22 protein-coding genes and 5 pseudogenes are annotated in these 26,243 nt (G+C 56.8%); 18 read left to right on the forward strand and 9 right to left on the reverse strand.

Annotated elements, in window-relative coordinates; all coding sequences use genetic code 11:
- The first annotated feature begins 24 nt into the window (after positions 1 to 24).
- The 5 genes and pseudogenes from AX768_RS30500 to AX768_RS34585 form a co-directional block, all read left to right on the forward strand.
- On the forward strand, positions 25 to 1,113 hold the full coding sequence (locus AX768_RS30500; protein WP_231941648.1) for an IS630 family transposase: 1,089 nt from the start codon (positions 25 to 27) through the stop codon (positions 1,111 to 1,113).
- Complete coding sequence (gene tnpA, locus AX768_RS30505) at positions 1,044 to 1,469, forward strand: IS66-like element accessory protein TnpA (protein WP_231941674.1); 426 nt, start codon at positions 1,044 to 1,046, stop codon at positions 1,467 to 1,469. Before AX768_RS30500 ends, tnpA begins: the two co-directional genes overlap by 70 nt.
- Positions 1,466 to 1,810: an IS66 family insertion sequence element accessory protein TnpB gene (gene tnpB, locus AX768_RS30510; RefSeq protein ID WP_062003894.1), complete on the forward strand. Its 345-nt coding sequence runs from the start codon at positions 1,466 to 1,468 to the stop codon at positions 1,808 to 1,810. The genes tnpA and tnpB overlap by 4 nt, the downstream gene beginning before the upstream one ends.
- Positions 1,811 to 1,840: 30 nt before the next feature.
- Entirely contained in the window at positions 1,841 to 3,415 is a 1,575-nt protein-coding gene (tnpC, locus tag AX768_RS30515; RefSeq protein ID WP_062003895.1) for an IS66 family transposase, read from the forward strand.
- Between the two features lie 118 nt (positions 3,416 to 3,533).
- Positions 3,534 to 3,656 (forward strand): annotated as a pseudogene (locus tag AX768_RS34585) (IS630 family transposase); the annotation flags it as partial.
- A 25-nt stretch (positions 3,657 to 3,681) separates the two neighbouring features.
- Here the strand turns inward: AX768_RS34585 and AX768_RS30520 are convergent.
- Both AX768_RS30520 and AX768_RS30525 read right to left on the reverse strand, forming a co-directional pair.
- Positions 3,682 to 4,285, reverse strand: a pseudogene (locus AX768_RS30520) (IS6 family transposase); the annotation flags it as partial.
- Positions 4,286 to 4,381: 96 nt separating this feature from the next.
- Complete coding sequence (locus tag AX768_RS30525) at positions 4,382 to 5,098, reverse strand: UTRA domain-containing protein (RefSeq protein WP_062003896.1); 717 nt, start codon at positions 5,096 to 5,098, stop codon at positions 4,382 to 4,384.
- Positions 5,099 to 5,213: 115 nt separating this feature from the next.
- On the opposite strand from AX768_RS30525, the gene AX768_RS34590 reads away from it, so the two are divergent.
- The 4 genes and pseudogenes from AX768_RS34590 to AX768_RS34600 all read left to right on the forward strand — a co-directional run bounded on the left by AX768_RS34590 (position 5,214) and on the right by AX768_RS34600 (position 5,999).
- Entirely contained in the window at positions 5,214 to 5,300 is an 87-nt protein-coding gene (locus AX768_RS34590) for a hypothetical protein (protein WP_442857285.1), read from the forward strand.
- A gap of 209 nt (positions 5,301 to 5,509) precedes the next feature.
- Positions 5,510 to 5,677, forward strand: a pseudogene (locus tag AX768_RS34595) (hypothetical protein); the annotation flags it as partial.
- Positions 5,632 to 5,775: a hypothetical protein gene (locus AX768_RS33125; RefSeq protein WP_155524389.1), complete on the forward strand. Its 144-nt coding sequence runs from the start codon at positions 5,632 to 5,634 to the stop codon at positions 5,773 to 5,775. The pseudogene AX768_RS34595 and the gene AX768_RS33125, both read left to right, overlap by 46 nt.
- A 44-nt stretch (positions 5,776 to 5,819) precedes the next feature.
- Positions 5,820 to 5,999 carry a hypothetical protein gene (locus tag AX768_RS34600; protein WP_442857286.1) on the forward strand — a complete coding sequence of 60 codons (180 nt, stop codon included), beginning with the start codon at positions 5,820 to 5,822 and terminating at the stop codon, positions 5,997 to 5,999.
- Between the two features lie 155 nt (positions 6,000 to 6,154).
- Here AX768_RS34600 and AX768_RS30535 read toward each other — a convergent pair whose 3' ends face one another.
- The 6 genes from AX768_RS30535 to AX768_RS30560 all read right to left on the reverse strand — a co-directional run bounded on the left by AX768_RS30535 (position 6,155) and on the right by AX768_RS30560 (position 13,372).
- Positions 6,155 to 6,652, reverse strand: coding sequence for a DUF302 domain-containing protein (locus AX768_RS30535; protein ID WP_231941649.1), 498 nt, complete (start codon positions 6,650 to 6,652; stop codon positions 6,155 to 6,157).
- 37 nt (positions 6,653 to 6,689) lie between these two features.
- On the reverse strand, positions 6,690 to 7,499 hold the full coding sequence (locus AX768_RS30540; protein ID WP_062003899.1) for a phosphate/phosphite/phosphonate ABC transporter substrate-binding protein: 810 nt from the start codon (positions 7,497 to 7,499) through the stop codon (positions 6,690 to 6,692).
- Positions 7,500 to 7,668: 169 nt separating this feature from the next.
- On the reverse strand, positions 7,669 to 8,856 hold the full coding sequence (locus tag AX768_RS30545) for a porin (protein WP_062003900.1): 1,188 nt from the start codon (positions 8,854 to 8,856) through the stop codon (positions 7,669 to 7,671).
- A 203-nt stretch (positions 8,857 to 9,059) separates the two neighbouring features.
- Positions 9,060 to 10,703, reverse strand: a complete 1,644-nt coding sequence (locus AX768_RS30550) for an HAL/PAL/TAL family ammonia-lyase (protein ID WP_062003902.1) — start codon at positions 10,701 to 10,703, stop codon at positions 9,060 to 9,062.
- 289 nt (positions 10,704 to 10,992) lie between these two features.
- Positions 10,993 to 11,997 (reverse strand): ornithine cyclodeaminase family protein, encoded by a 1,005-nt coding sequence (locus AX768_RS30555; RefSeq protein WP_062003904.1) that lies wholly within the window; start codon positions 11,995 to 11,997, stop codon positions 10,993 to 10,995.
- Between the two features lie 25 nt (positions 11,998 to 12,022).
- A complete protein-coding gene (locus AX768_RS30560; protein ID WP_231941650.1) occupies positions 12,023 to 13,372 on the reverse strand; it encodes an MFS transporter in 1,350 nt (449 codons plus the stop codon).
- Between the two features lie 183 nt (positions 13,373 to 13,555).
- Between AX768_RS30560 and AX768_RS30565 the strand changes: the two are divergent.
- The 3 genes and pseudogenes from AX768_RS30565 to AX768_RS30575 form a co-directional block, all read left to right on the forward strand.
- A pseudogene (locus AX768_RS30565) lies at positions 13,556 to 14,290 on the forward strand (IS6 family transposase).
- Between the two features lie 377 nt (positions 14,291 to 14,667).
- The gene (locus tag AX768_RS30570) at positions 14,668 to 15,936 is read left to right on the forward strand and encodes a porin (RefSeq protein ID WP_155524390.1); all 1,269 of its coding nucleotides are present in this window, start codon (positions 14,668 to 14,670) and stop codon (positions 15,934 to 15,936) included.
- A gap of 48 nt (positions 15,937 to 15,984) precedes the next feature.
- Positions 15,985 to 16,711, forward strand: a pseudogene (locus tag AX768_RS30575) (IS6 family transposase); the annotation flags it as partial.
- Positions 16,712 to 16,911: 200 nt separating this feature from the next.
- Here the strand turns inward: AX768_RS30575 and AX768_RS30580 are convergent.
- The gene (locus tag AX768_RS30580; protein ID WP_062003908.1) at positions 16,912 to 17,829 is read right to left on the reverse strand and encodes a LysR family transcriptional regulator; all 918 of its coding nucleotides are present in this window, start codon (positions 17,827 to 17,829) and stop codon (positions 16,912 to 16,914) included.
- 102 nt (positions 17,830 to 17,931) lie between these two features.
- On the opposite strand from AX768_RS30580, the gene AX768_RS30585 reads away from it, so the two are divergent.
- The 6 genes from AX768_RS30585 to AX768_RS30610 all read left to right on the forward strand — a co-directional run bounded on the left by AX768_RS30585 (position 17,932) and on the right by AX768_RS30610 (position 25,911).
- Positions 17,932 to 19,629 (forward strand): FAD-dependent oxidoreductase, encoded by a 1,698-nt coding sequence (locus AX768_RS30585; protein ID WP_082779184.1) that lies wholly within the window; start codon positions 17,932 to 17,934, stop codon positions 19,627 to 19,629.
- A gap of 122 nt (positions 19,630 to 19,751) precedes the next feature.
- Positions 19,752 to 21,083, forward strand: a complete 1,332-nt coding sequence (locus tag AX768_RS30590; RefSeq protein ID WP_062003912.1) for an MFS transporter — start codon at positions 19,752 to 19,754, stop codon at positions 21,081 to 21,083.
- 40 nt (positions 21,084 to 21,123) lie between these two features.
- Positions 21,124 to 21,969 (forward strand): fumarylacetoacetate hydrolase family protein, encoded by an 846-nt coding sequence (locus AX768_RS30595; RefSeq protein ID WP_062003913.1) that lies wholly within the window; start codon positions 21,124 to 21,126, stop codon positions 21,967 to 21,969.
- Between the two features lie 22 nt (positions 21,970 to 21,991).
- Positions 21,992 to 22,921: a VOC family protein gene (locus AX768_RS30600; RefSeq protein WP_062003915.1), complete on the forward strand. Its 930-nt coding sequence runs from the start codon at positions 21,992 to 21,994 to the stop codon at positions 22,919 to 22,921.
- A gap of 60 nt (positions 22,922 to 22,981) precedes the next feature.
- A complete protein-coding gene (locus AX768_RS30605) occupies positions 22,982 to 24,118 on the forward strand; it encodes a porin (protein WP_062003918.1) in 1,137 nt (378 codons plus the stop codon).
- 191 nt (positions 24,119 to 24,309) lie between these two features.
- Complete coding sequence (locus AX768_RS30610) at positions 24,310 to 25,911, forward strand: carboxylesterase/lipase family protein (RefSeq protein WP_231941651.1); 1,602 nt, start codon at positions 24,310 to 24,312, stop codon at positions 25,909 to 25,911.
- Positions 25,912 to 26,243: the final 332 nt, after the last annotated feature.

Here is a 26,243-nt window from a genome sequence, read left to right on the forward strand (position 1 = left end):
CCCGTCTATGTTCAGATGTAGGGCATGGGAAAAATGAATCTGACTGATACCGAACGTGCGCAATTACTTTCAGCGGCACGCAGCCGGACGGTGCGCGCGGCGGACGTGCGACGTGCAAAACTGATCTTGATGCTCGAGGACGGTGAATCGCGCGACGGGATCATGAGCGCACTGAGCTGCGACTCACGTTTCATCGCACGTTGGTCGGGGCGCTTCCTCAACGAGCGACTGGCCGGCATGTACGCTCGCCACCCCGGGCGCGCTCCTGTGCAGCCGCCTGCCAAGTTGGAAACGCGGGTACTCAGCCGCACCCTCAAGCACAAACCATCCGACGGTTCGACACACTGGAGCAGCTACAAGCTCGCAGCAGAACTGGGCGACGTGTCGGTCTCGGCCGTGCAGCGCATCTGGCGCAAACACGGCATCAAGCCGCAGCGTTTGGAACGACACATGGTCTCCAACGACCCGGACTTCGAGACCAAGGCGGCCGACGTGATTGGGCTGTATTTGAACCCGCCGGCGCACGCGGCGGTGTTCTGCGTGGATGAGAAGACCGCGATCCAGGCACTTGAGCGTAAGGACCGGATGCTGCCGCTGTCGCCGGGACGCGCCGAGAGCCATGGCTTCGAATATAAACGCAACGGGACACTCAGCCTGTTCGCGGCCTTCAATACGGCGACCGGCGAGGTGCTGAGCAAGACGGCGTCGCGCCACACCAGCGAGCAGTTTGTGGCTTTTCTGACTGACGTCGTCGCCAGCCAGCCCAAACGTCGGGAAATCCACGTCATTTGCGATAACGTGAGCAGGCACAAGACGCAGCGGGTGGTCGACTTTCTCACCGCGCATCGCAACGTACGCTTGCACTTCACGCCGACTTACTCTTCGTGGCTTAACCAGGTGGAAAACTGGTTCTCACGCATTCAGCGTGATGTGATCGCTCGCGGCGTCTTCACTTCGGTGGTAAGCGGCTCACGACGGCCGTTATTGACCCACATTGAGGGTTTGGATAATTTGGTTCCCACCAAATTATGGTGGGAACCAAAATGGACAGAACGTGGCAACAGCGTAAGACCGAAGGCGCATATAGGCGGCCTAACTTCCCGAATGAATTGAAGCGGCGACTAGTCGAGCAGTCGTTGGAGCCAGGGGCATCGTTGTCGTTGATAGCACGAGACAATGATATCAATGCGAACTTGCTCTTTAAATGGCGCAAGCGGTATTTCGAAGGCGCATACGGGATGCCGACTCAACCTACTCCCGCGGCGTCAACGGTGGATTGGAAGAGCGCGCCGTTGCTGCCGGTGAGCTTGATTGTTGAGGACGCTGAATCGGAGCCGGCAAAGCCGAGCGAAGCGCTCCCTCCTGTTGAGAACCTATGCGAAGTCGAATTTGACCGCGCTCGCCTACGCATTCGCGGCGACGTTTCGCCGACGATATTGCGCTTGCTGATTCGCGAGTTGTCCCAATGATGGGGCTGCCGGCGGGCACGCGCATCTGGATTGCGGCCGGGGTGACCGATATGCGATGTAGTTTCCAGGGGCTGTGCGCGAAGGTGCAGACGACGCTCGAGGAGAATCCGCTGGACGGCAACGTCTTCGTGTTCCGCGGTCGCCGCGGTGATCTGGTAAAAATTTTGTGGGCAACCGAGGACGGGCTGTGGTTGCTCGCCAGGCGTCTCGAACGTGGCCGGTTCGTCTGGCCGCAAGCCGACAGCGGCAAGATATTCCTGAGCGCCGCCCAGCTGTCGATGCTCCTTGAAGGCATTGACTGGCGACAGCCCCGTCGCACGGCCGCATTATCGATGTTGTAAACCGCATCCAAGGCTCGTAAACTACGGCGCATGACGACCGGCGCCGATCTTCCCGATGATGTTAGCCTCCTGCGGACCATGCTGGTCGAGGCGCGCGCGTCAATCGAGCAGATGCAGCGTGCGCTCGCCGAGCGGGATATCGAGATCGAACGGCTCAAGGTTCAGATCGACAAGCTAAAGCGGATGCAGTTCGGACGCAAGTCCGAGCAGTTGGATCGGCAGATCGAGCGACTCGAGACGGAGCTTGAGGATCTGACGGCCGGCCGCGGTGTCGCTGACATTCGACGTGCACGCGAATCGGCGTCGAGCGTTCCCTCTGGTGAGAGTGCCTCGAAGGAAGCGTTCCCGGCCCACCTGCCGCGCGAGGATTACGCACTCGATCCCGAGTCGACTTGCCCGGATTGTGGCGAGCCGATGCAGGCACTTGGCGAGGATGTGTCCGAGCAGCTCGCCCGCGTCGCGGCTGCGTTCAAGGTGATCCGGACGATCCGTCACAAAATGATCTGCACCTGCTGCAGTCACATCGCCCAACCGCCAATGCCAGGCCTGCCGATCGAGCGCAGCATTGCACATCCGAGTCTGCTGGCCGACATACTCGTCTCGAAGTATGCAGACCATTTGCCCCTGTACCGGCAGTCGGAGATCGCAGCGCGCGATGGTGTCACGCTCGATCGAGGCAGCATGGGGCGTTGGGTCGGGCAATGCGAGGCACTGTGCCAACCATTGACCGAGGCGCTGCGCGCCTACACGATGGCAGCCACCAAGCTCCATGCAGACGACACGCCCATCCCGGTGCTTGCACCCGGCAACAAGAAGACCAAGACGGGCCACTTGTGGGTCTACGTGCGCGACGACCGCCGCTCGGGCTCGACCGAACCTGCGGCCGTGTGGTTCGCGTACTCGCCCAATCGCAAAGGTGCCCATCCACAAACCCACCTCGCTGGTTTTAAGGGCATCCTGCAGGCGGATGCTTTCGGCGGCTTTAACCCCTTGTTTGAAGACGGCACTGTCCGCGAAGCCGCATGCTGGGACCACGCGAGGCGAAAGCTGTACGAGGTCCACGCGAGCACGCCCTCAGCCACGACGCTTCGGGCGCTCAATATGATCGGCGAACTCTACGGCATCGAGGCCGACATTCGCGGCAAACCTGCGGCCGAACGGCTGCGCGTGCGACAGGAGAAGAGCAAGCCGTTGCTCGCGACCATCGGGACGTGGATGAAGGACACGCTTGCGACACTGTCGACGAAGTCCGAGACGGCCAAGGCGATTCGCTACTCGCTCAATCAATGGGACGCGCTCATGCTGTACTGCAACGATGGCCGTGCGGAGATCAGCAACATACTTGCCGAAAATGCGCTTCGCTGCGTCTCGCTCGGCAGAAAAAACTATATGTTCGCCGGCTCCGACAGCGGAGGTGAGCGGGCCGCCGCGATGTATGCGTTGATTGGCACCTGCAAGCTGAACGGCATCAATCCGCGCACTTACCTGGACTTCGTACTAACTCACATCGCTGACCACAAAATCAACCACATCGACGACCTCCTGCCCTGGCGGGTAGCCGACAAGCTTCGCAAACCGTCTAGCCCACCGACTCCGGACGCGTGACGGACAGATTCAGATAGATCGTGGACGCGTCCCATCCGATCTACCCTTTATCCTCCGCGCCACCATCATGCCTCACGCGCTTGCGAGATAGCGAACGGCCGCGGTGAGCCGCTTACCTTCGGTGAAGGATCTGGATCGCAAACTGATGCGTTATATCCGCGAGCACAATCAAAATCCGAAACCAATCAAATGGAAATATGACGATCCTTCCCGTCGAATTTGCCCGGTGCCAAGTCAATGACGCAGTGGACTAGTATGACGATTGGTCAGAAAGCGCTCGACGGATTTTGGGTGATTCGGAAAATTCACGCCAAGCGACGAACCGAGCGGCGAGCTGTTTGCGATAGAGTGAAGCGCTTAGCAGATGCCGCTTGAGCGCGAAGTGTTGGCAAATCGGACCAAAGCACGAGAGATACTGCTGCGTGCGTTTCAGGTTGCTAAAGCCGCGCATGCGACGCTCGCGTTCGCGTGTAGGTTGATTGCTGTTTTCGGCTCGGTTATTAAGCCGGGCAGCCCCTTTGACGAATACATGCTTCACGCTCGCAAGCTCCGGGATCTCGGCTCTGTCGGCCGGTAGCTGCGTAACTGATCCGTGACGATCTTGCGTGGCACGGGGCTCGAGCGCAGCACGCGCTTGAAGAAGCGTTTGGCGGCGGCTTTATCACGCCGCTTCTGCACCAGAATGTCGAGTTCGGCGCCATGTTCGTCTACCGCACGCCACAACAGATACGGTTCACCTCGCAAGGTGACGAACATCTCGTCACGGTGCCACATACTACCCGGCTTGCGTCGCACCGCTATTACTCGATGAGCAAAGCCTTTACCAAATTTGTCACTCCTGCATCGGATCGTGTCGTATGTCACGATCACGCGACAAACTGACAACGCCACTGAACATGCTCCCTCTCACCTAGATACGACACCTGCCGCAACAAATACGGGTGCCTGGGTCGAGCGGCAAAAAGGTCAATGGCTACCGCTCAGTTTATAACGGCTAGCGGGATGCCAAAGGGTGACATCACTCGCGATTTGTCCTAGAGCATTCGTCTGGCGACGTAGCACTAGACACGGTTCGCCGATCGGCATCATCAAGGCCTGCCTGACCATAGCGCTAGCCTTTCGCGCTGTCACCCAGTAATGCGCGCCTTGAGCGGGAGCAACGCGCATCATGTATTCATTGGGCGTTTCCATCTCAAAATTTTGATCTAAATAGTCTGGAAAGACGAGGCTATTGACGTACCGATCCTCAAGTTCAATCGGCACGTCATTCTCGAAATGCACGATGCGTGAATGGAACGCGGTGCCGAACTGCGGTAGCTCGAGCGTTTGCAACACTGCGGCGTCTTGAGTCGACTCAACAAGTAGGACCTTTGCGCGATGCACGTCGCCACGAGCGCGGATTTCGTCCGCGATACTGTGGATCTCGATCAATGTCGCTTGATGGCGACGGTCGGCGACAAATGTTCCACGTCCGCGTACACGCGTCAGAAGATTCTCACTCACGAGTTCGCGTAACGCGCGATGCACCGTCATTCGCGACAAGGAAAATTCGCTCGCCAATGACAGCTCGGTCGGAATCATGTCATTTAAGCGCCACTGCCCCGTATCAATCATCTTTCGAACATAGTCCTTCAGTTGTTGATAGGCTGGAGCCGCCGTTGTCTCAATTTTTTCCGTATCCATGCGCAGGCGTTCCAGCGACCAAAGTAAGGATTGTATAGGCATTCGGCAGGGCTTTGTTCGGAAGGATCCGAGTTCCCATCACGCATACCTGTTCGCCAATCGTCACTCGACGCGAATGAACGTGGTGGTCTACGATGGGCTGGGCATCTGGCTTGCCGCACGGCGGCTGAACAAGGGTAAACGTCAGCGGATCCCGTCTTGAATCTGGCATGCTCGAGTGTGAACGTGTTGCTTTCGTGAGAATGGTGCAATGCGATGGCAGACGAGAACATTAAGGCTGCAACGGCGATGGGCGCACGTCGCCCTCGGCAAGGTGAAGCGTTCTGGGGCGAAATGGTTACCATCTGGAAAGCGAGTGGGATCGGCGCTCGGTGATTTTGCCGGGAACAGGGTCTTGCGCTAAGCACCTTCAGTCTGTGGCGCAAGAAACTTTCAAGCCCCATCAAGGAGACCAGGCAGCCGCTCGCGGTTACTGCGGATGCGGCATTCATCGTCTCCAGTCTGCATGCTGAACTGGCCCCCCGGAGCCTTCCGTGGCAAGGCCCGCCGCTGACGCATCGCCGTCGCGTGACCGGATGACGCTCTCGCTCGCGGGCGTTCGCATCGAACTGAGCGGCGTTCACGCCGAGCGCATCGTGCGATTTCTGCTCGGGCAGCTCGGAGGCGGCCAGTGCTGATCGCCTCGGACGTTCGCGCGTACATCTGTCGCGACCCGGTAGACATGCGCAAGGCAATTGACGGGCTGTCGTATCTCGTCGAGCCGTTGCTTGCCCAGAGGCCTGCATCGGGCCACCTGTCGTCTTCGTTGCGCGCGACCGCTCCAAAGGGGTCTGATTTCGGTGCAAATCAACAGTCGATGCGATTGCGTGCGGCTGAAGAGTCGGGCCGAAAAAAGTCATGAACCGACGCGCAAACGCGAGCAGCGCATGCGTGGGCTTCGCGCCCGCTTCACCGCCTGGCATGTCTCACCAAGATCACCCAAGATCCGTCCGCCTTCTGCGGAAGTGCGCGTCCGCACCCCTAATGCGTCGCTAACGTTTTAATGTGGCAACGTCGTCACGAACCCTTGGCGCCATAGTCCATCAGTTCCTTGATGACCTTTTGTGCGGAGGCAACCGGCGCGTCACATGCAGCATCTAGTTCATAACGCGACTTGAGCGCCGCCGGATTCGTTGCGCCGAGCCAGACCTGTCCGTCCTTGTCCTGCCATGCGAGCGCTTTCAGAGGTAGATCAATTCCGACGCGCTGATCGCATCGCATTAGTAGTGTACCGACTTTCGGGTTGCCGAAGATCAGCAGCGCCGTCGACCGAAGCGTGAGCCCGACCTTCGCCGCTGCGGCCGCGTGATCGACCCGTGCAACGATCACAAAACCTTGATCTTTTGCCGCCGCCTCAACCCGATCGATTGTCTCCGAGACCGATCGGGAGCTTTTCTCCATCAGCAGTTCGTCCGCCTGCGCCACCGAGTGCAGCATCAGGACAAGTGAAAACAAGATCGCTTTCTTCATCATGCGTACCTTTATCTGTAGATTTACAAAGACAGTACTGTCCAACCCGCTGCACTCGAGGGACAGTACGGGGTGGCCACAGTTAGCGGATCGTGTCATACGACGGAAAGGCTTCAGCCATCTCGATCAGGCTCCGATACGCAGCGATTTCCGGCATTCTGAACTCCCGAACCAGCACGTCACACATAAGGGCATCGTAGCCGGCTACCGTATGCAATGACACCAAGGCTTCACGGATTGCCGCGATCTCGCTTTCGGGCCGCGCCGATGACGCGACCAACAGTGGAATCGGCGTCCACGCTGTGTAGCCGATCGGCCGAAAATTCGCGACTCTCTCCGGCGCGTGATGGCGAGCGAGATCCAGATAGAAGCAGTCAACGGCCACCACGTCAACTTCACCAGCATTAAGCGCATCCAGCGCACGGGCTGGCGTGTGCAGTGGCCCGATCGACGCGGCGAACAATGGCTTTCCGTCATTCGACAACGCGCCGAGCGCAGCACGCGGCGCCTGATATCCTGATTGCGAATCCACTGACATCCAGCCAATCCGACCTCCCAATGCAGTCGCCAGCGAGCATGCAGCGGAACTTCGATTCACGAGAAACTCACTACGATAGCGAGGCAGGCCAGCGTACCAGGCTGGCTCCGGGACAGGCACGGCAAGCGGCACGATCTGGTGGTCTGTCTCGTTGACAAACGGCCACCCACACATGAATCCACAAGCAAGATCTTCCCTCGCCCAAAGCTCGGTCAATGGCAGCGGCCACGCATGCGCAACGATATCGATCTGCAGTTCAAGCTCAGCGAACAGCCTGCTGAACAGCGAGTTCCATGCTTCAGCTGTTTTGACTGATGCGTTGTACATACGGAACGACGCGATACCTTTTCTCATTTTTGTGCTCCTCCGCGCTGGTTTGCAAATATCGGCATACTGCGATGCCGTTTAAAAGAAGTCTTCAGAGAACGCGCAGCAAGATACTCCCGCCGCGCGTTCTCCCGAGATACCACGAACCGATATCGGGCTTCACGTAAAGGACGAAGAACTGATCTTTTCGCGTTGCTTAGAATTTGTGGCGCAGTGCGATGCGCATCACAGCCTGACGGTCATTAGAGGAATCGCCCAGCCCACCGATGTTTGCGACGGCAGCACTCCCTGTAGAACTGACACCGGATGCTTTCTGCACCGCCGCTGTAAAATACAAGTCCGTGCGCTTGGACAGGAAATAATCCGCTAGCACGGCAATTTGATGGTAGTGCTGGTCGCCGAGTGTCTCGCCACGTACTTCCACTCCGGTACTCGTCGTATAGTTATACGCGAAGCCTGCAAAGAACGCCGGTGTGAACTGCCAGCGCAAACCAGCTTCGACGTCGTTAAACTTCGGCGATACACCGCCGAGGGAGGCGACATTTCCGTACTGCGTATTCGAATAGGTCAGTCCAATGAGGGCGGGGCCAATCGCGTATGTACCACCTACTGCCGCGACCTGGTACGAGCTCGCGGTGATGTAGTTGCTATTCAAGACGCCGCTCAGTGAATTCGCGCCACTCACGTTGTCAGTGAATAATCCCGTTCCCGCAGTCGGGCCGGTTGGGTTCTTGAAGAAGTTGTAGCCTGCGCCCAATGTGATTGGCCCGTGGTTGTACGACGCCCCGAACGAATAGCCTCCGCCGCCGGTAACGTTGCCCGGCTGACCGCCAAGGCTTGCCTCGGCACCAAAGTTCAGACCGTTGAAGTCTGGGCTTACATACTTGATACTGTTGTTGACACGCAATGTGTTGACGAGGTTATCGAGGTCAACAGGATGGCCAAAGGTCGTCGATCCGCCAATGTAACCCGTGCTCGTGACGGGCTGTACATAGGCAACCACAAGATCGTACTGGCGGCCGAATGTCACCGTACCGTAGCTGCGGCTGCTTAAACCGACGTAGGTCGTCCGGCCAAACGGCGTGCCACCTTGCGCGAATGCGCCAGTGTTCAGATTGATACCGCCTTGAATATCGAAGATCGCCTTCAGCCCGTCACCCAGATCCTCTGTGCCGCGGAAACCCCACCGGCTACCGTTCAGTCCATTGATCGAATCCACCGTCAATTGACGGCCACCGACATTTACGCCTTTTACAACATTTTTGGCGTTGGTATTGAATTGAAACCCTTCATCGAGGACGCCGTACAACGTCACGCTACTTTGCGCGTGAGCGGCTAACGCCCAGATTCCCGAAAAGGCGGCAGCCAGCCATATATTTTTCATCTTAGTTGTCCTTTTTAATATAAAAGCAAATTAATGAAATTTCTCTCTGACTGATTACGAAACGACGGACAACGGAGAGCCTTCACACGCAGAAGACACGCCCCAATATCCCAGTATTAGTGGACTTGTAGAAAAGAATCCTAAATTGACATGTAGTCGCTTCGCAACCTCGAACTTGCGGAATCGAGCGGGATCACACCGTGTCAGTCTTGGTATTTCTTGAGCAACGTCGCAGCAGCCCGAAACTCGGGAGTGAACGACCGGTCTTCATCCCGGAACGGGACAACATTGCGCAATGCGTCGAAAAGTTTTTGTGTGTCTGGTGACAGCGTGAAACCTTTGCCAGCTTTCTGACGCAACTCGACAGCCTGCGCTGCAGAGATCAGTTCGATTGCAACCAGGTCAAACGAATTATCGATCTCCGTTTGCACCCTGCGAATCACGCGAGGTGCGTTGGTCGCGATATCTTCTATGTCGCCTGCGGCCGACAGATAGTCCATCGAAACCGGCATCGCCAGTTCCTTGTTCTCTTCAGCCAATGCCAGCGGCGGCTTCTCCATGGCGCCGAAGGCATGCAGCGTGTTATCCGTGCCGAGGAAACGGCTTAGGTGCGTAAAGCGCGGATCGTTCATCTTGATGATTCGCTGCGCGGAGGCGAGCGAGTTGTGCGCCAACGTGATGCCAGTCTCTTCGAACGATAACGCGTATGGCAGCGGCTCGAAATTGGCGTTAGGCAACACGGCGCCATATCCGTCCTTCTCTTGCAGATAGCTGCGCTTCGCTTGCCAGAGGTCGCTCTTCGGTTTAACGCCAATAGCCACGCCAGGATTATCGTCCGATGAATTCAACTGGATTTCAATGAGTCGGCGGTTCTCGTCGTAACTCTTGTCGATTTCAGCCAGCAGATAAGGCGCATCGCGGAAGCTGAGGGGATCCTGTAGTGCCCTCTCGTCGTCCCGTTGCCATAGACTGCTACCCGTGAGAATATCGCGCAACGCAGCGCCCGTCCGAATCACGTGAGGATAAGGGTGCAGCGCAAGCGTATCTTCGAGAAACGGCGAAACGTTGCCATTCAAGCCCTGCAGACTCATCGCGTAGACGACTTTTTCGACGTGGCTCAGTTGCTTGAGATCAATAAGCGCGAGCGCCGCCATACCCGTAGAGTAAGCGTTTGAACTGAGAATACCCAGTGCGTCTTTTCCCCACGGGTGGATCGGTTCGATTCCAGCGGCTTTTAGCGCAGTCGCGGCAGCGACTTTTACGCCGCGGTAATACACGTCGCCTTCGCCCATCATAGTTAAACCGACGTGGCTCAGAATAGTAATGTCCGCTTCACCGATCGACCCTTCGATCGGGATCGAGGGGGTAATGCCAGAATTCAGGAACTGGACGTACTTTTCTGCGACTGCGGGTTGCACCCCCGATGCACCGACGAGCATTTGATTCAGACGCGTCGCCATAGCAGCGCGGGCGGTTCGGACGTCCATGTCTGGGCCCACGCCCCCCGAATGCGCATGAAGCAGCGCGGCATTGAAGCGTGTCGAAGCCTCAATGACGTCGGTCGTAAGCTTACCTTGAGCATCGACCATCTGACGGTCCTTGTTCATACCAACGCCAACGGTAAGACCGTAAATGCGCTGCCCCTCGACGGCGGCTTCGAGCAACAGGTCATGCCCTTTCGCGACTTGCCTCATGGCCGCAGGTGCAACGACAACCTGTTCGCCCATTGCGATGGTGCTGATCATTCCCGGAGTGGCCGACTTGCCCTCTAAGGTAACGGCGGCATGGCACGTCAAGGCTTGAAGCAACAGAATCGCGCTGAATATCTGTGTGACAGGGTTGAGCATGAGTTTCCTTCGTGGAAAGTTTCCTTTGGTCTCCGCGCCCGAGGTGGATGCGCGAGTCAAGACGGAATTTCAAGCCGTCCAAACGAAAATACTTTGTCTATACATATGTTCGCAATTTTTCAATATTCTTTTCGGGAAGGATCTTTTCCAAAATATTTTTCCACCCTGTTTCCACGGAAAATCTCTTCTTATTATGGATAACAGGGAAGGCTGCCGCGCTTGTTGATGGCCGCCGCAGCCCCGTGCGATACCGCCTCGTGACTATAGGGAGTTGACTCGACTGCGGACGTCAGGCGAACTGCAACGATTGCCCGATGCCGAGGCGCTTCGCTTTCTCGAGCATCGCGTGAGCCAGCCCGATGTCGCTGAGACTGAGGCCGCGATGCCAGAACAGGATCGTCTCGTCGTCGTTCTGGCGGCCGGCCTTCTTGCCCGCCACGATCTCGCCAAGCTCCGCATGTAGCGTTTCTTCCGAAAGGCGGTCGGTGTCGACGTGCTGCCTGAGTGAGCCGAACGGCAGACCTTTGCGGCACTGGCCCCAATCGTCAACCACCATCTTGTTCATGATATCCGTCAGTGAGAGCTCGACGGCGCTCATCGTGCCATAGGGCATTACCAGCGCTCCGCGCTTGATCCATTCGGTTTTTAGCAGCGGTTCCGGTTTTGGCAGGCGCGATGCTTCCACCACGATGTCTGCGCCGCGTACGCAGGATTCCCAATCCTCAGTGACCCGGACTGGCTTCCCGAGATCTTGGGACAGCCGCTGCGCGAACGCATTGCGGCTTTCTTCGCGCCGCGAATGCACACGGATTTCGTCGAAGTTGAACAGGTGGTCGAGCAGTCGCACGTTCCAATAGGACGTGCCGCGCGCACCGATGTGCGCAAGAACCTTGCTGCCTTTGCGGGCTAGATGTTTGGCTCCCAACGCGGTCATCGCGCCGGTGCGCATATCTGTGATCGACGTTGCATCGAGGATAGCCTTCGGGGCACCCGTCTCGGGATCAAAGAGGTTAAGCACGGCTAGTTCTGAAGGCAAACCGCGCTTATAGTTGTTGACGAAGTCGCCGACCACTTTCACGCCCGCAAGGCCGAGCGGGTGGATGACCCCGCGCAGTACGTTAAAATGTCCTTCCGCGGAATCCTTCGGGATCAAATGAACACGGGGTTCGATCACGGTTTCGCGATTGCCCTGGGCGACCAGCGCCGATTCCACGGCAGCCAGAATCTCCGCGTCCGTCAACTCCAGTCGCTCGACGTCCAGACGGTTCAGAAAGGTGAAATGAATCGATTCCATAGAGGGTTTCCTGAAAAAATAGGTGTTAATCCGACAGGCCGCCTTTAGCGAGAGGTGCGGACATGTGCGAGTGGTTTTGCGTGGGTGCCGTCGTTTCGTCCGGCGATTGCGTAATGCCAAGTCGGCGAAAGCGGCGCAGATCGGCTTCCGGGTGAATCAGCAGGGCCGCTACGATACCGAGAGTGATGACGAGCAGACCCGCGTAAAGATAGCCAGTCCGGAAGCCGTCGACGGGGTCCGAGCCGACGTCGACAATCAGGCCCATGGCGACGGGTGCGATCAGGCCGGCAAGGGTATGAACCGAGTTGGTGATGCCCAGCAGCGCGCCACGCTGCGAGGACGGGCAGATTTCTCCGATCAGCGTCGAACCGAGCGTGAAGATAACGCTGCCTATTGAAAACGCGAGGCCAATCAGCAAGATCTTCAACGGACCCAGAGCCAACATCGGTAGACAGGCCGCCGCCGCACCGGCGCCGATCACGCACACGCAGCCGAACGCACCCCGTGCAACGCGGCTCGAATAGCCATTCTTCGCGAGCCGTTGCGATATGAATGCGAAGCAGGGTGCCAGCACGATCTGCATCACCGAGGGGAGGGCAATCACCCAAGCCGCCGTCGAGGGGCTGAGGTGAACAGCCCGGATCAGATAGTTGGCAAGCCAGACGATGTTAAGCGCAATCATCCAGTATGCGGCGAAGCCTGCTATATACACGCCGAGCGCGGTACGGCTCAGAATCAGATAGCGGTAAGGAATGCGGGTGGGCGCTACGCCGTCTGCTATCACGTGGCCTATGGGCCCGTCCTCGCCGACAGCGGCCCAGACGATGGCCCAGGCGAGACCCGCCACAGCCAGCGCGGCAAAAGCGGCATGCCAGCTGTAACGCACGATGATCCATGTGATGAGTGGCGCAACCACGCCGGCTCCGAACGCGGCGCCGCATGCAACAACGCTGGTCGGCACGGCTCGGCGGTTATCGCCAAACCACTTGTACACGGCGTGAAGTGCGACAGGAAATGCAGGTCCTTCCGCAGCGCCGAGAATCACCCGGCTGCCAAATAGCGCGACAAAGCTGACGGTCCCTGTCATGGGTAAAAGTGCCAGGGCCCAGATCACGCTCATTACCAGCATGATGCGTTTGGTTGAGACGTGGTTAGACAGGAATCCAATTGCGACACCCGAAATTGAGAACAGCAAAAAGAACGCACTTCCCAACGCGCCAAACTGCGCGTGAGTTAGTCGTAATTCGGTGATGATCGCCGTGCTTGACAAGCCAACGACCGCCTTATCCGCGAAGTTGATTAGCATGAACAGAAAGACAAGTACGACAATTGTCCATGCCTTCCGTCCACCAAGAATCAGATTTGTCTCGTTCATGTTGTTCGTTCCTTTTCCAGTGCCTCTGCCGCGTCCTCGGCTCTTTTTTGGGCATCGGCTGCGCAAGCGACTTCATTGATTTCGCAAAGTAGCAGCGCCATTTAAGATTGTCTATACATATCTTGCCGGTATCAATCCAGAGGGCGTTGTTAGGTTGTCGGGCCACTCACAAAAGATGGCGAGGTGAAGAAATCAAAATCGCTTTATCACGGTCATTGTTTTCCAGCTGCGGTCATCAGTTGCGCCGTGCGCTGGTATTTCCGCTTTCAGTTGTAGCTTGCGCGACATCGAGGAACTGCTCCTTCGAGCGCGGCGTGATCGTGACATACGACACGATCCGATGCAGGAGTGACAAATTTGGTAAAGGCTTTGCTCATCGAGTAATAGCGGTGCGACGCAAGCCGGGTAGTATGTGGCACCGTGACGAGATGTTCGTCACCTTGCGAGGTGAACCGTATCTGTTGTGGCGTGCGGTAGACGAACATGGCGCCGAACTCGACATTCTGGTGCAGAAGCGGCGTGATAAAGCCGCCGCCAAACGCTTCTTCAAGCGCGTGCTGCGCTCGAGCCCCGTGCCACGCAAGATCGTCACGGATCAGTTACGCAGCTACCGGCCGACAGAGCCGAGATCCCGGAGCTTGCGAGCGTGAAGCATGTATTCGTCAAAGGGGCTGCCCGGCTTAATAACCGAGCCGAAAACAGCAATCAACCTACACGCGAACGCGAGCGTCGCATGCGCGGCTTTAGCAACCTGAAACGCACGCAGCAGTATCTCTCGTGCTTTGGTCCGATTTGCCAACACTTCGCGCTCAAGCGGCATCTGCTAAGCGCTTCACTCTATCGCAAACAGCTCGCCGCTCGGTTCGTCGCTTGGCGTGAATTTTCCGAATCACCCAAAATCCGTCGAGCGCTTTCTGACCAATCGTCACACTGCCCGTCGTGCCGTTCTATTCTTGGCAAGTTGACAACGCCCCTTGAAGTAGTCTGCCTCATTTGGAACTCGGGTTATAGAGTTTTGAATTGACTTGCATTGAGATATCGAAGTTCGAGGGCACCTCGTTTTCGACAGCTGCAATGCCGAAAGCATGCAGCAGTTACCGAGATTTCGCCACGCGATCCGAACATGGAGGGCTTATTTCATAAGCAATATTCTTACAAATCGTCAGCAAGAGGTTTTTGTTATTTTTTTGTTGCAGTCGGATTGTCTATACATTTACCATTAGATCATGCTTGCTTTCTGAGCATCGGCCCCACTACTTGCGCCGCGTCGACCGCGGTCGAGCTACGACGGAATTATGAAAATCAAATCTTATCAAAGACATTTGAACATGACTGAAATAAATTTCGTTATGCTTATAAACGGAGGATCAATCGGTATCTATTCAAGAATAGATAGCTATCAGCGCTTGGGGCAACGTCGGCTTGCCACGATATGTGTAGTTCTCTTTCTCGGAACGTTGAACACACTGGCTCATGCTCAGGCCAACAACGTCACCCTGTACGGTATTGCCGATGGGGGGATCACGTACACGAACAACCAAGGGGGAGCGTCGTCGACGCAGGCGACCAGCGGCGGCCTGGGAAGCAGCCGCTGGGGGCTGACCGGCTTAGAGAATCTAGGAGGCGGAATGTCCACTATCTTCAAGCTGGAAAGCGGCTTCAACCTGCAAACCGGACAGCTTCTGCAAAATGGCCGCGAATTCGGCCGGCTTGCTTACGTCGGCTTGAGCTCGCAGTGGGGAACGCTGACGCTCGGTCGGCAAGACGACGTGATGGGCGACTATCTGGGTGCCTACTCCGGAAGCGTTCAGTTCTCCGGTCCGTTGGGCACCCACGCCGGCGACCTCGACAACATTTTCATCTCCTACAAGCTGAGCAATACCGTCAAGTACGCGAGTCCTTCCCTCGGCGGTTTCTCTTTCGGAGGCTTGTATGGGGTCGGCGGCGTGTCCGGTTCCGTCGGCACCAATCAGCTTTGGGGTATGGCCGCCCATTATGCCGGCGGTCCGTTTTCCGCGAGCGCTGTCTACCATCACATCAACGATCCAGCGGTCACTTACTTCGATGGGGCTGCGACCGCAAGCAGCAATACACCGTTTAGTAACCCAGTCAATAATCCCATCTATCTGGGTTATAGCTCGGCAGCGAGTCTCGACGCTTTCGGCGTGGGCGCGGGTTTGACTATCGGCGCGTCGACAATCGGCGTCAATCTGACAAGTACGCAGTTCAACCGTGTCGTGAAAACGGCAACGACGCCTCGCGGCGGCGCAAGCCCGTCGATCACCAGCGTTGAGGTTGCATACTCCGCGCGGATCATTGCAGCGGCCGTAGTTGGCATTTCCTACGCCTATACTCACGCAGACGAGGCGAAATACAGCCAGGTGACCCTGGGTACTCAATATTTCCTGTCCAAACGCACGCGTCTGTATGCAGAGGCTGCGTGGCAGCATGCTTCGGGCATTGATTCGACCGGGAGGGCGGCAGTCGCTGATCTGACGACCGTCAGCGCGTCGAGCACCGGGAATCAGATCGCCGCGCGAGTCGGCATAAGCGTGCGGTTTTAGGTTCTGTCGCGCTAACGCGATGAAGTAGAATTGGTCCAATTACCAAGCATGACGAGCACGATGGCAAGGACGAAGACGCCACGCAAGACGCTGCCCACCGGCATTGGCAAGGTACTGAAGCGACTGCACTATCCACTGGATGTAAGTCTGCTGTGGGTGCGCTGGTATGTGGCGTACTCGCTGGGCCTGCGCAACCTCGAGGAAATAATGGCCGAACGGGGAATCGAAGCGGATCATTCGAGCATGCACCGCTGGGTCATCAAGTTGCTGCCGGTGTTTGAAAAGGCATTCCGCGATCGCAAACGGCCTGTCGTGCAAGAGCGGGCGCGTCGATGAGACCTACGTCAAGGTCAAGGGCCAATGGAAATACTTGACCGTGCCGTCGACAAGGCCGGCAACACGGTGGATTCCTGCTGCGCGCCCATGGCGATAAGGCCGCTGCTCGCCGCTACTTCGAGAAGGCGATTGACCATAACGGCGAGCCCGGGACAATTACGGTGGCCAAGAGCGGCGCGAATCTGGCTGCGCTTGAAGCGCTCAATGCCGAGCGTTCAACGCCGATCAAGGTTCGGCAAAACAAATACCTGAATAACGTCGTCGAGCAGGATCACCGTGCCATCAAACGCATCATCAAGCCGATGATGGGGTTCAAGGATTTCCGGTGTGCACGCATCATCCTGTCCGGCATTGAGACGATGCAATGATCAGCAAAGGCCAGATGAAAGACGCTGGCGTTAACCGAAGCCCCGCCGATCAGTTCTATTCGTTGGTGGCGCAAGGACCCTTTTCATCACAGAAGTTTTCGCTTCGCCGACCTTATCGCGACACAACCTAGGGCAGTCGGACGACGAGATCGTGGTTACTGGAACGGTAAAGCAATATCGCCCCACACCGTGCTGTAGGCGGCGGATTGCAATCAAGCCGTCACCGAGTGGTTTGGAATTTCTTCGTTCAGTGAGCACGGTCATTCGGTCATCAACTGCGGTGTTGACTGCTGTCCGAGCCAAACGTACTTGCGACCACGCCTCGGAACCACCGGTGGCCCGCATCGTTGTGAAACCGCGCATGCCAGAATTGTTGAACAGTCAGGTCGGGCAATGGGACAGGAAGTGTAAAGACATCAACGTTCGCCAAGAGAGAGAAAAGTTCGGCGAGTTCGTCGGGAACCGCCGCGATGAAGTCGGACGTCGCGACCAGGCTCGGTACAGCGAGCAGGTAAGGCACGGCGATGCCGACCTTCAAACGCGCGCCTCGTCGTTTTAATTCTTTTTCTAGTAGCTGATTGCTTATTGCTAGAGTTCCGGACACCACGTGCTTAGCGGCTATGAACTGCTCCAGCGTCAGTTTTACTTTTTTACGTGTGACCCCGCCCTTGATGATCCCGACCAGAGAGCGCCTGAAGAGCGGTTGCTGATGCAGCGCATCTCCCATTTTTCCCAAATACCCGATCGCGAGGTCAACCTCGCCATCCTGAAGTGCACTCGCAAGTTCTAGCGATGGAAGTTGAATGGGTTTCAGGGTAGCAAGGGGCGCTTGTTCCCGCAGCGCCGCCAAAAGACGGGGCAGCAGAACGATTACCCCCATATCGCTAAGGCACACCGAAAACGTTCGGGTCGTGGTAGCCGCGTCGAAGACGTTGGCGCTCCATATTTCTCGCTGAACGGCGCTCAGCACATTCGCAGCGCCTTCAATGAGGCGCTCACCAACGGGTGTCGGGATCATCGATAACCCTACACGCACGAACAATTCGTCCTGGAAAAGGATACGTAATTTCCCTAACGCATGACTGACCGCAGGTTGTGTGAGACCTAACCTGTCTGCAGCGCGGGATACGCTGCGCTCCTCCCCGAGCGTCTGTAGAACGTATAAAAAGTTCAGATCAGGCGGTTGCATGTATGCACCAGATTCATTGTCAGTATGAAAGTGATTGAATAGATATATACAGGAAAACGGATTATGTTGTAGCCAGACAAAGAAAATAGATCGGAGACTGAAGTGCTGGACTGTGACGTTATCATTGTGGGCGGTGGCCCGGTTGGTTTGTTTCTCGCGGCCGAACTCGGACAGCGTGGGATACGCGTCGAAGTTTTCGACGCTAAACCAGGAACCAGTTCGCACCCTGCCGCCAACGCGAACAGCGCCCGAACGATGGAACACTTTCGTCGCATCGGGATTTCGTCGAAAGTCCGCGCGATGGGACTGCCGCCTGACTATGCGCCGGACGTAGCGTACTTCACATCGATTGCGGGACACGAGCTCGCGAGGCTTGAGCAGCCCGCCTCAAAGGACGCCGTTGAACGGGCGAAGTCGCACTCTTTCACCTGGGCAACGCCCGAGCCGCCCCACCGTTGTTCGCAGCTATTTGTCGAGCCGATTCTGCTTGAGGCTGCGCGAAGCCACGACACCTGCCACGTCTCCTTCGGTGCGCGGGTGGTCGGCTTTTTGGAATGTGATGGGATCGTGACCGCTAGCGTCGAATGTGAAGCAACCGAGGACAAGCCGGCTGAGACAAAATCGATAAAAGCTCGCTACCTGATTGGTTGCGATGGGCCTCGAAGCATGGTTCGCAAAGCACTTGGCATTCGCTTCGAAGGGTTGTCGGGCGAGAAACGAGACTTTATGGGCGGCCAGATGGATGCCGTCTACTTCTACGCGCCAGAAATTTACAAAATCAGCCCGCATAAACCTGCGTGGCAGTATTGGACCTTCAGTCCTAAGCAGCGCGCGTTGATTATTGCTGTAGATGGCCAAGGCCATTTCATCATGAACGTGCAGATGCGTGAAGATGAGGTGCCGGACGACGATACGGTGCGACGGCGCATCGCCGAGGCGATCGGCGCCGATGTACCGTTCGAGCTCAAAAGTAGTTCAACGTGGACTGCTGGATTCACGCTTGTCGCCGAGAGATTCTCTCTCGGAAATGTCTTCCTCGCGGGTGACGCAGCTCATTTGTTTACACCAACGGGCGGGCTTGGTTACAACACGGGTATTGATGACGCTGCAAACCTCGCTTGGAAGCTTGAAGCGATGTTAAAGGGTTTTGCGGGCGAGGCGATGGCAGCTAGCTATGAGGCCGAACGTAAGCCCTCGGCGTTGAGAAACACAACGTTCGCGAGAGCCTTTGCCGACAGCATCGGCCGCGTTCAGGTGCCCGCCGAGACATTTGCATCCGGGCCCAGTGGTACTGCAGCGCGCGAAGCGGTCGGGGCCTATCTGGCATTTCACGCCACAGCTGAGTTTGTCATTCCTGGGGTCCATCTCGGCACGCGCTATGAATCATCACCGCTTGTCGCTGCTGAACCTGGTCCCGTTCCGGTTGATACGGCAAACCTCTATGTGCCAACGGCCAGACCCGGGCACCGTGCGCCTCACGCGTGGTTAGCGGACGGGCGGTCGCTGTACGATCGGTTCGGACCCAGCTTCACGTTACTTTGCACCGCTCAACATGGTATCAATGCGTCGCGCCATCAGGCATTAGAGCGTGCCGCCTCCATCCTGCCGCACTTGGCGGTTCTGAATATTGACGACCCAGTTGTGGCAGATCTCTATAAAGCTGCTTTCGTGTTGATTCGCCCGGACCAACATGTCGCGTGGCGAGGAGAGGAGCTCAATGAGGAGTTCGTGACCGCAGCCTTGCACACCGTTGGACGAGTATCCGAAGGTACGAGCGCGGTAGTAGACGCGGCTGCATAACAAAGGCTATACAGCCAGTCCCAAAAGAGCGCCGCCAATCTGCGTGGCAGATAAAGGGTCGCCGCAATAAATAATCGGGAATCAGCTTCGTCATAGAGCGATCGGTCCCCAGGAGACAAGAAATGCAAGTGCAAGCAACTACGCCCGACAATGTGATGGACCGTCAGCAAATATCGTCGCTGCAAGTGCTCACGTTAATGCTGTGTTTTCTCGTCGTAGCAGCTGACGGTTTTGATGTGGCTTCGGTGGGATACGTGGCACCACTGCTAAAAAAAGCGTGGTCGCTCAGTCCCTCACAACTCGGACCGATTTTTGGTGCTGGTCTGTTTGGGCTGACCGTCGGAAGTTTTCTTTTTGGACCGCTCGCCGACCGGATTGGCCGCAAGCGCGTGATTGTCATATCACTCATCTTGTTCGGCATAGGTAGTCTCGCGTGCGCGTACGCGCCGTCGCCTTTCTGGCTAATCGTGCTCCGTTTTGCAACCGGGGCTGGGCTGGGCGGGGCAATGCCCAATGCTATTACCTTGTCCTCTGAATTTAGTCCGACGCGCAGCCGCGCATTAATGGTAACGCTTATGTTTTGCGGATTTACACTTGGGCTGGCGTTTGGCGGGGCGGTTGCATCAATTTTGATCCCAAGCTTTGGTTGGCAAGGCGTTTTCATCTTCGGCGGCCTGTTCCCGCTTTGTCTGACACCGGTTGTATGGCTATTCCTACCAGAGTCTCTCCGTTTTATGGCGGGCAAGCCGCGGTTTGAGCGGGAGGCAAGGGCGGTTCTCCGGCGCTTAACCGGAAACGAAGACACGCCGCTACACCGCGTCGTACCGGAAGAAGCGAGCGCTGACGCGGCGCAGGAAACTGCTGTCAAAACCCTTTTTAACAAACGGTACCGCACAGGCACGTTGCTGCTTTGGGTCGCGTTTTTTTGCACTCTGTGGGTGTACTACCAAATCGCAAGTTGGCTGCCAACCGTCATCACAGAGGCGGGTATTGACGCCGCACACGCAGCGCGTGTGGGCGCCATGCTGCCCCTGGGGGGCACCATCGGATCGCTTATCAACGCGCGCCTGATGGACCGAACAAATCCGTTCTTCGTCCTCGCCGGCTCTTATGCGGTAGCGGCAGTATCTATCGCCTTGATTGGCCTCTCAATTAACGAGCCGCTATGGGTGTATATCACTGTCTTTTTGGCGGGCCTGGGTCTCTCGGGCGCACAGACCGGCGCAAATGTCCTTGTTGCCGGATTCTATACGACTGCGGCACGTGCAACCGGGGTCAGCTGGGCGCTGGGGGTCGGGCGCGTCGGATCGATCATTGGGTCAATGACCGGCGGTATCTTGCTTGCAGCCTTACATTCAGTCAGTGCGGCTTTTGTTGTATTTGCAGTCCCAGTGGTGATCGCAGGCGCGGCAATGCTTGCAAATGGCTGGTTTTACCGCGGGAACCCCGCTTGAAGACTTAGAAGCGGCGCTTCGCTTTCACTAAGGAGAAGAAATGAGATACGTGAGCTTTGAGAAGGATGGGAAAGCGCTTTTAGGAGTGCGTGAGAACGGGGCGGTCCGCACGCTAGGGGAGGTAACGCTTGAAGAATTGCTGGCGGAGGGCATCGACCTGACTGGATGGGCTGCCAAACAGGAGTGCGGTCACATTGAATCAGAGATAGGCATGAAGTATCTTCCGCCGCTACGTCATCCGCCTAAAATTCTGTGCGTCGGATTGAATTTTAAAGATCATTCGAAAGAAAGTAATTTCGAACAACCCGACTATCCGACGATGTTTCTCCGGGTGAACACTAGCCTGGTCGCACACAACGCGCCGATCGTGCGCCCTCGGGTGTCAGATAGTTTAGATTTTGAAGGCGAAATAGCAGTTGTTCTTGGTAGAGGCGGTCGCCATATTTCGAAGAATGACGCGCTGTCTCACGTCGCAGGATATGCGCTCTTTAACGATGCGTCAGTGCGTGAGTACCAGTTTAAAACACCGCAGTGGACAATCGGCAAGAATTTCGACGACACCGGCGCTTTCGGTCCCGACTTAGTCACTGCTGACGAGCTGCCCCTCGGTGCTCAGGGGTTGCGCCTGGAGACTCGTCTGAACGGGGAACTCGTCCAAAGCGCCAACACGAACGATATGGTCTTCGATGTACCAACCTTGATCTCGCTGCTTAGTGAAGCGATGACGTTGGAAGCAGGCGACGTGATTGTTGCCGGCACACCATCAGGGATTGGATGGGCGCGCAGTCCAAAGCTGTTGATGCGTCATGGAGACGTGTGCGAGGTGTCCGTACAAGGTATTGGCACGCTTCGAAACACGATTGTCGATGAGGGTGAGATCGGGTAAGAGACGTCCAGACGGAGGAAGCATGTCCATAGACCAGCAGTTTGACACGATCACCAGCGTTCATTCAATCGACCATTTTGCGCTCAACGTACCATCAATATCAGACGCAAGATATTTCTTCGATGCGTTTGGTCTGGACGTTACAACGAACGAAAACGCGTTGGATTTATGTGCGTCTGACGGGCATCGATGGGCTCGCATCCTGCCGTCGGATTCCAAGTCGCTGGCGTACTTGAGTTTCAATTGTTTCGAGGGAGACCTTCCCGCTATCGAGCGTCAAGTGTTAGCCGCGGGGGCTGATATTTTGACCTCTTCTGACGGGGACCGCGAGGGGTTTTGGTTCAACGATCCAGACGGCAATCTTGTACAAGTCCGCGTCGGCGAGAAGACGCTACCCAACGAGAAGGCGCCGCTCGAGCAACGTAGGACGCTTGCGAACGCGCGCGGCTCCCTTATGCGCTCGGAGGTCGCCAAGGTAAGGCCGCGGCGCATGTCGCATGTTTTGCTGTTCACGCCCGATATCGCTCGCGCATTGGCTTTCTACCGAGAAGCGCTCGGCCTACGGTTGTCGGATCGATCCGCAGACATCATCGCATTTACGCATGCCCCGCACGGCTGCGATCACCACCTCGTTGCCTTCGTTCAAAGCAGCGCCAAGGGATGGCATCACGTCGCGTGGGAGGTGGCGAGCATTGACGAGGTCGGGAACGGCGCGACGCAGATGGCGGCCGCTGGGTTCAAAGCCGGTTGGGGTACAGGACGGCATGTGCTGGGATCAAACTATTTTCACTACGTTCGCGACCCGTGGGGTTCGTTCAGCGAATATTCGGCCGACATGGACTATGTCAGCGCGGGTTCAGAGTGGCCCGCTGGCGATTTTCGTCCCGAAGATTCCCTTTATCAATGGGGTCCCGATGTTCCTGATTATTTCATCTGCAACACCGAAGCGTGACGGTGTGAATTATCACGTGCGGCATTAGCCAACACAATAAAACTACATGGGTTTGGAGACATGAAATATAAATCGATCGCAACGGCGGTTGCACTCGCAATCAGCGGATCTGCCTACGCGCAAAGCAGCGTCACACTTTACGGTATCTTGGATACTGGCGTAGAGCTTGTGACTCATGCCAACGCGGCTGGTGACAAGGTTGTACGCATGCCCGGTATCACTGGATCGGTGCCGTCGCGCTGGGGCCTGCGTGGGACGGAGGACCTGGGTGGTGGACTCGCCGCGATTTTTACTTTGGAAGACGGCTTTAATACTCGAGCCGGCGATGTCAATCAAGGTGGCCGCTTCTTCGGTCGGCAAGCATGGGTCGGAATCTCAAGTCCGTATGGCGCGCTCACTTTTGGGCGCCAATATACGATGTCCTATTGGGCCATCCTCGATTCTGATGCATTGGGCCCGGACATCTACGGCGGCGTCGGATCGCTCGATGCGTACATCCCCAATGCCCGCAGTGACAACACGATCGCCTACAAAGGTAGCTATGCAGGCGTCACTGCAGGCGCGACCTATTCGTTTGGCCGCGATGCGGCGGGGACCGGTAATTCGCCAGGGCAAGGAACGTGCGCAGGTTCAATTCCTGGCAACGTTCAGGCGTGTCGTCAATGGTCCGCGTTGCTCCGCTACGATGCGAATTCATTCGGGGTTGCAGGCTCGTACGACGAGCAGCGCGGCGGCCCAGGTGCTGCCGCCAACATATTCAACGGCGTGGCGCCCTTTGCGCTGACCCAGTCCGGGGACAAGGATGTGCGGATGCAGCTTAACGGCTACGCTAAAGTCGGACCGTTAAAGATCGGCGGAGGGTGGCTCGGCCGTCGTGTGGAAACGGTGCTGCCCTCGATTCCTGACGTGCGCACTAATCTTTTCTATCTTACTGGAATTTATCTTGTGACGCCCTCGGTGATCTTAGACGGCGGGGTGTACCGCATGGTCGATAAACAACAAGACACCCGCGCAACGTTGACCGCGCTTCGAGGAACTTACCTGTTATCTAAGCGGACCGGCGTTTATCTGCAAAGTGGTTACTTGTTCAATAGTGCAAAAGCAAAATACACGCTTAGCCAGGGCGGGGCGGGAACAACACCGGCCGCCGGTATTGGACAACTGGGCGTGATGGTCGGCATTCGCCATGCTTTTTGATGCACAGCTTTGAAAGACGTGGGATTTTGCTTCGTTGCAAGGAACTGCGCGAATTCGAATCGGGAAGGTGAACGAAGCGGCATGACTCAAGCTTCAAAAAGACCTTACCTAGACACTGAAGCGAGACTACGGGCGGCAAGGCACTTCCCGTAGCGTTGGCCCGTCCTATAACTAAGCGGTGGAGACAATCGATGTTCCGTATTCACACTAAAAACGTCTGCTGTGGAGCAGCGTTAGGCTGCGCCAGCATACTCTTGAGCGCCTGCGGCAGCTCCGACGGGGGGAACCAGCCTTCGACTAACTTGGCACAAAACCCGACAATGGTGGACGCCGGCGTCTTGGTAGGTAATCCAGCAGATGCCTCAGGAATTATTAGCTTCAAGGGTGTCCCTTATGCAGCGGCACCGGTCGGAGCGTTGCGATGGCAAGCGCCGCAGCCGGTCGCGCATTGGACGGGCAACAAGCAGGCGACTCAATACGGGCCCACGTGCTGGCAGGGAACCGCATTCGGCCCTGTGGACAACAGTCAGGCAAACGAAGACTGTTTGTCATTGAATGTCTGGACGGGCGCGAAGTCAACCACCGATAAACGCCCGGTCATGGTGTGGCTTCATGGTGGCGGATTCCAGTTCGGCAGATCTGGAGATCCACGCTGGGAAGGCGGCAACCTCGCGAAAAAAGGCGTTGTTGTTGTATCGGTCAACTACCGCCTAGGCGTCTTTGGTTTCTTGGCACGACCAGATTTGGATGCGGAATCGGGGCGCAAGTCATCCGGGATGTATGGTGTGCTTGATCAAATCGCCGCGCTTCAATGGGTTAAGTCTAACGCCGCCGCATTTGGAGGGGATCCTTCCAACATCACCGTATTCGGGGAGTCGGCTGGCGCCCATGCAGTAGGCATTCTGCTGGCATCACCACTGACGACAGGGACTTTTCAGAAGGCAATTGCCGAGAGCGGCGCGTTTTGGGAAAGTCCGAAGGGCGTGATGGCATCCCATGTCGCCGCCTCGCAAATCGGCACGCACTTGGGCGCAGCATTAGGCGCAAAAACAATTGCCGACCTTCGCGCTATCCCGGCAGCGCAGTTAATGGCAGATCCGACGGAGGCCGCTTACAGCCCGAGCGTTGACGGTTATGTCTTGCCCGCCGATCCCTATTCTCGGTTTGCCGCAGGTCAGCAGCAGCATGTCCCGCTACTTGAAGGTCAAAATGCTGACGAGGGCGTGATCTTCGCTGCTACCGCCGGCATACCGAGCGACAGCGCCGCGAATTTCACGGCCGCGGCAACATCGGCCTTCGGTACGAACAACATCAACACGTTTCTGCAATTTTACCCTGCCAGCACGACCGCGCAGGCCCAGCAATCGGAAGTGACGCTCGCGGGAGATTTGGTTATTGCCTCCCAGACGTGGGAGATGGCAAACCTACAGAGAACAACGGGGCAGTCCACCGTCTATTCCTACTATTTTAGCCAAACGTCGCCGTACAACCCGCTGCCTATTCACGTATCAGAGGTCCCATACGTTTTTCAGGATCTTGTTCCCAACGGGCACGGCGCAGTGAACGCAAGTGATCTGGCGGTGGCCGACGCAATGTCGTCTTACTGGATCAATTTTGCGAAGACGGGCAATCCAAACGGCAGCGGATTGCCGAACTGGCCGGCATACACCGGACCGGGTGGTTTGGTTATGGGCCTTGCGACACCGATCCAGGCACAGCCGGAAGTGTCCACAGCACGTTTTCAATTCCTCAATAGCTTTAGAAGCAATGGCAGTTTGGGATTCCATTTTTAACCATGACGATCAATGCGTATCGCGAACGAGTTCGCTGTGCGCATGACTGTTCGTCTACCAACCAAGCGTCCGAGACCGAGAGCGCTGCCTAGACGACCGTTCAGTGATAGAAGCGCAGTGTTGTGAAGCGCACGGTCAACTTTTCGTCTCCGTTAATCGGCTTTGAGCCAGATGCTTGATGCGGTTAAAACCCCATAAGTCAGAAGCTGGGGATCGAGTAACTGCGAATGATTGTCGAGGTGAGCAGCGACGGTCGAATTGACTATTGACGAGCGCCGTGCAGGGCGTCAATGCCATCGATAACGGGCATACCGCGTTTTCGCTGGTCGTCG

The organism is Burkholderia sp. PAMC 28687 (assembly GCF_001577465.1).
Classification (GTDB): Bacteria; Pseudomonadota; Gammaproteobacteria; order Burkholderiales; family Burkholderiaceae; genus Caballeronia.

Bases quoted from the DNA above. Each gene is read 5' to 3' on its own strand.
- AX768_RS30525 (WP_062003896.1), bottom strand. From the start codon at position 5,098: ATGGATACGGAAAAAATTGAGACAACGGCGGCTCCAGCCTATCAACAA.
- AX768_RS34590 (WP_442857285.1), top strand. From the start codon at position 5,214: ATGAACGTGGTGGTCTACGATGGGCTGGGCATCTGGCTTGCCGCACGG.
- AX768_RS30570 (WP_155524390.1), top strand. From the start codon at position 14,668: ATGAAAATCAAATCTTATCAAAGACATTTGAACATGACTGAAATAAAT.
- AX768_RS30595 (WP_062003913.1), top strand. From the start codon at position 21,124: ATGAGATACGTGAGCTTTGAGAAGGATGGGAAAGCGCTTTTAGGAGTG.
- AX768_RS30540 (WP_062003899.1), bottom strand. From the start codon at position 7,499: ATGAGAAAAGGTATCGCGTCGTTCCGTATGTACAACGCATCAGTCAAA.
- AX768_RS34600 (WP_442857286.1), top strand. From the start codon at position 5,820: ATGCGCAAGGCAATTGACGGGCTGTCGTATCTCGTCGAGCCGTTGCTT.
- AX768_RS30555 (WP_062003904.1), bottom strand. From the start codon at position 11,997: ATGGAATCGATTCATTTCACCTTTCTGAACCGTCTGGACGTCGAGCGA.
- tnpB (WP_062003894.1), top strand. From the start codon at position 1,466: ATGATGGGGCTGCCGGCGGGCACGCGCATCTGGATTGCGGCCGGGGTG.
- AX768_RS30545 (WP_062003900.1), bottom strand. From the start codon at position 8,856: ATGAAAAATATATGGCTGGCTGCCGCCTTTTCGGGAATCTGGGCGTTA.
- AX768_RS30600 (WP_062003915.1), top strand. From the start codon at position 21,992: ATGTCCATAGACCAGCAGTTTGACACGATCACCAGCGTTCATTCAATC.
- tnpA (WP_231941674.1), top strand. From the start codon at position 1,044: ATGGACAGAACGTGGCAACAGCGTAAGACCGAAGGCGCATATAGGCGG.
- AX768_RS30580 (WP_062003908.1), bottom strand. From the start codon at position 17,829: ATGCAACCGCCTGATCTGAACTTTTTATACGTTCTACAGACGCTCGGG.
- AX768_RS30500 (WP_231941648.1), top strand. From the start codon at position 25: ATGGGAAAAATGAATCTGACTGATACCGAACGTGCGCAATTACTTTCA.
- AX768_RS30610 (WP_231941651.1), top strand. From the start codon at position 24,310: ATGTTCCGTATTCACACTAAAAACGTCTGCTGTGGAGCAGCGTTAGGC.
- AX768_RS30605 (WP_062003918.1), top strand. From the start codon at position 22,982: ATGAAATATAAATCGATCGCAACGGCGGTTGCACTCGCAATCAGCGGA.
- AX768_RS30550 (WP_062003902.1), bottom strand. From the start codon at position 10,703: ATGCTCAACCCTGTCACACAGATATTCAGCGCGATTCTGTTGCTTCAA.
- AX768_RS30560 (WP_231941650.1), bottom strand. From the start codon at position 13,372: ATGAACGAGACAAATCTGATTCTTGGTGGACGGAAGGCATGGACAATT.
- tnpC (WP_062003895.1), top strand. From the start codon at position 1,841: ATGACGACCGGCGCCGATCTTCCCGATGATGTTAGCCTCCTGCGGACC.
- AX768_RS30590 (WP_062003912.1), top strand. From the start codon at position 19,752: ATGCAAGTGCAAGCAACTACGCCCGACAATGTGATGGACCGTCAGCAA.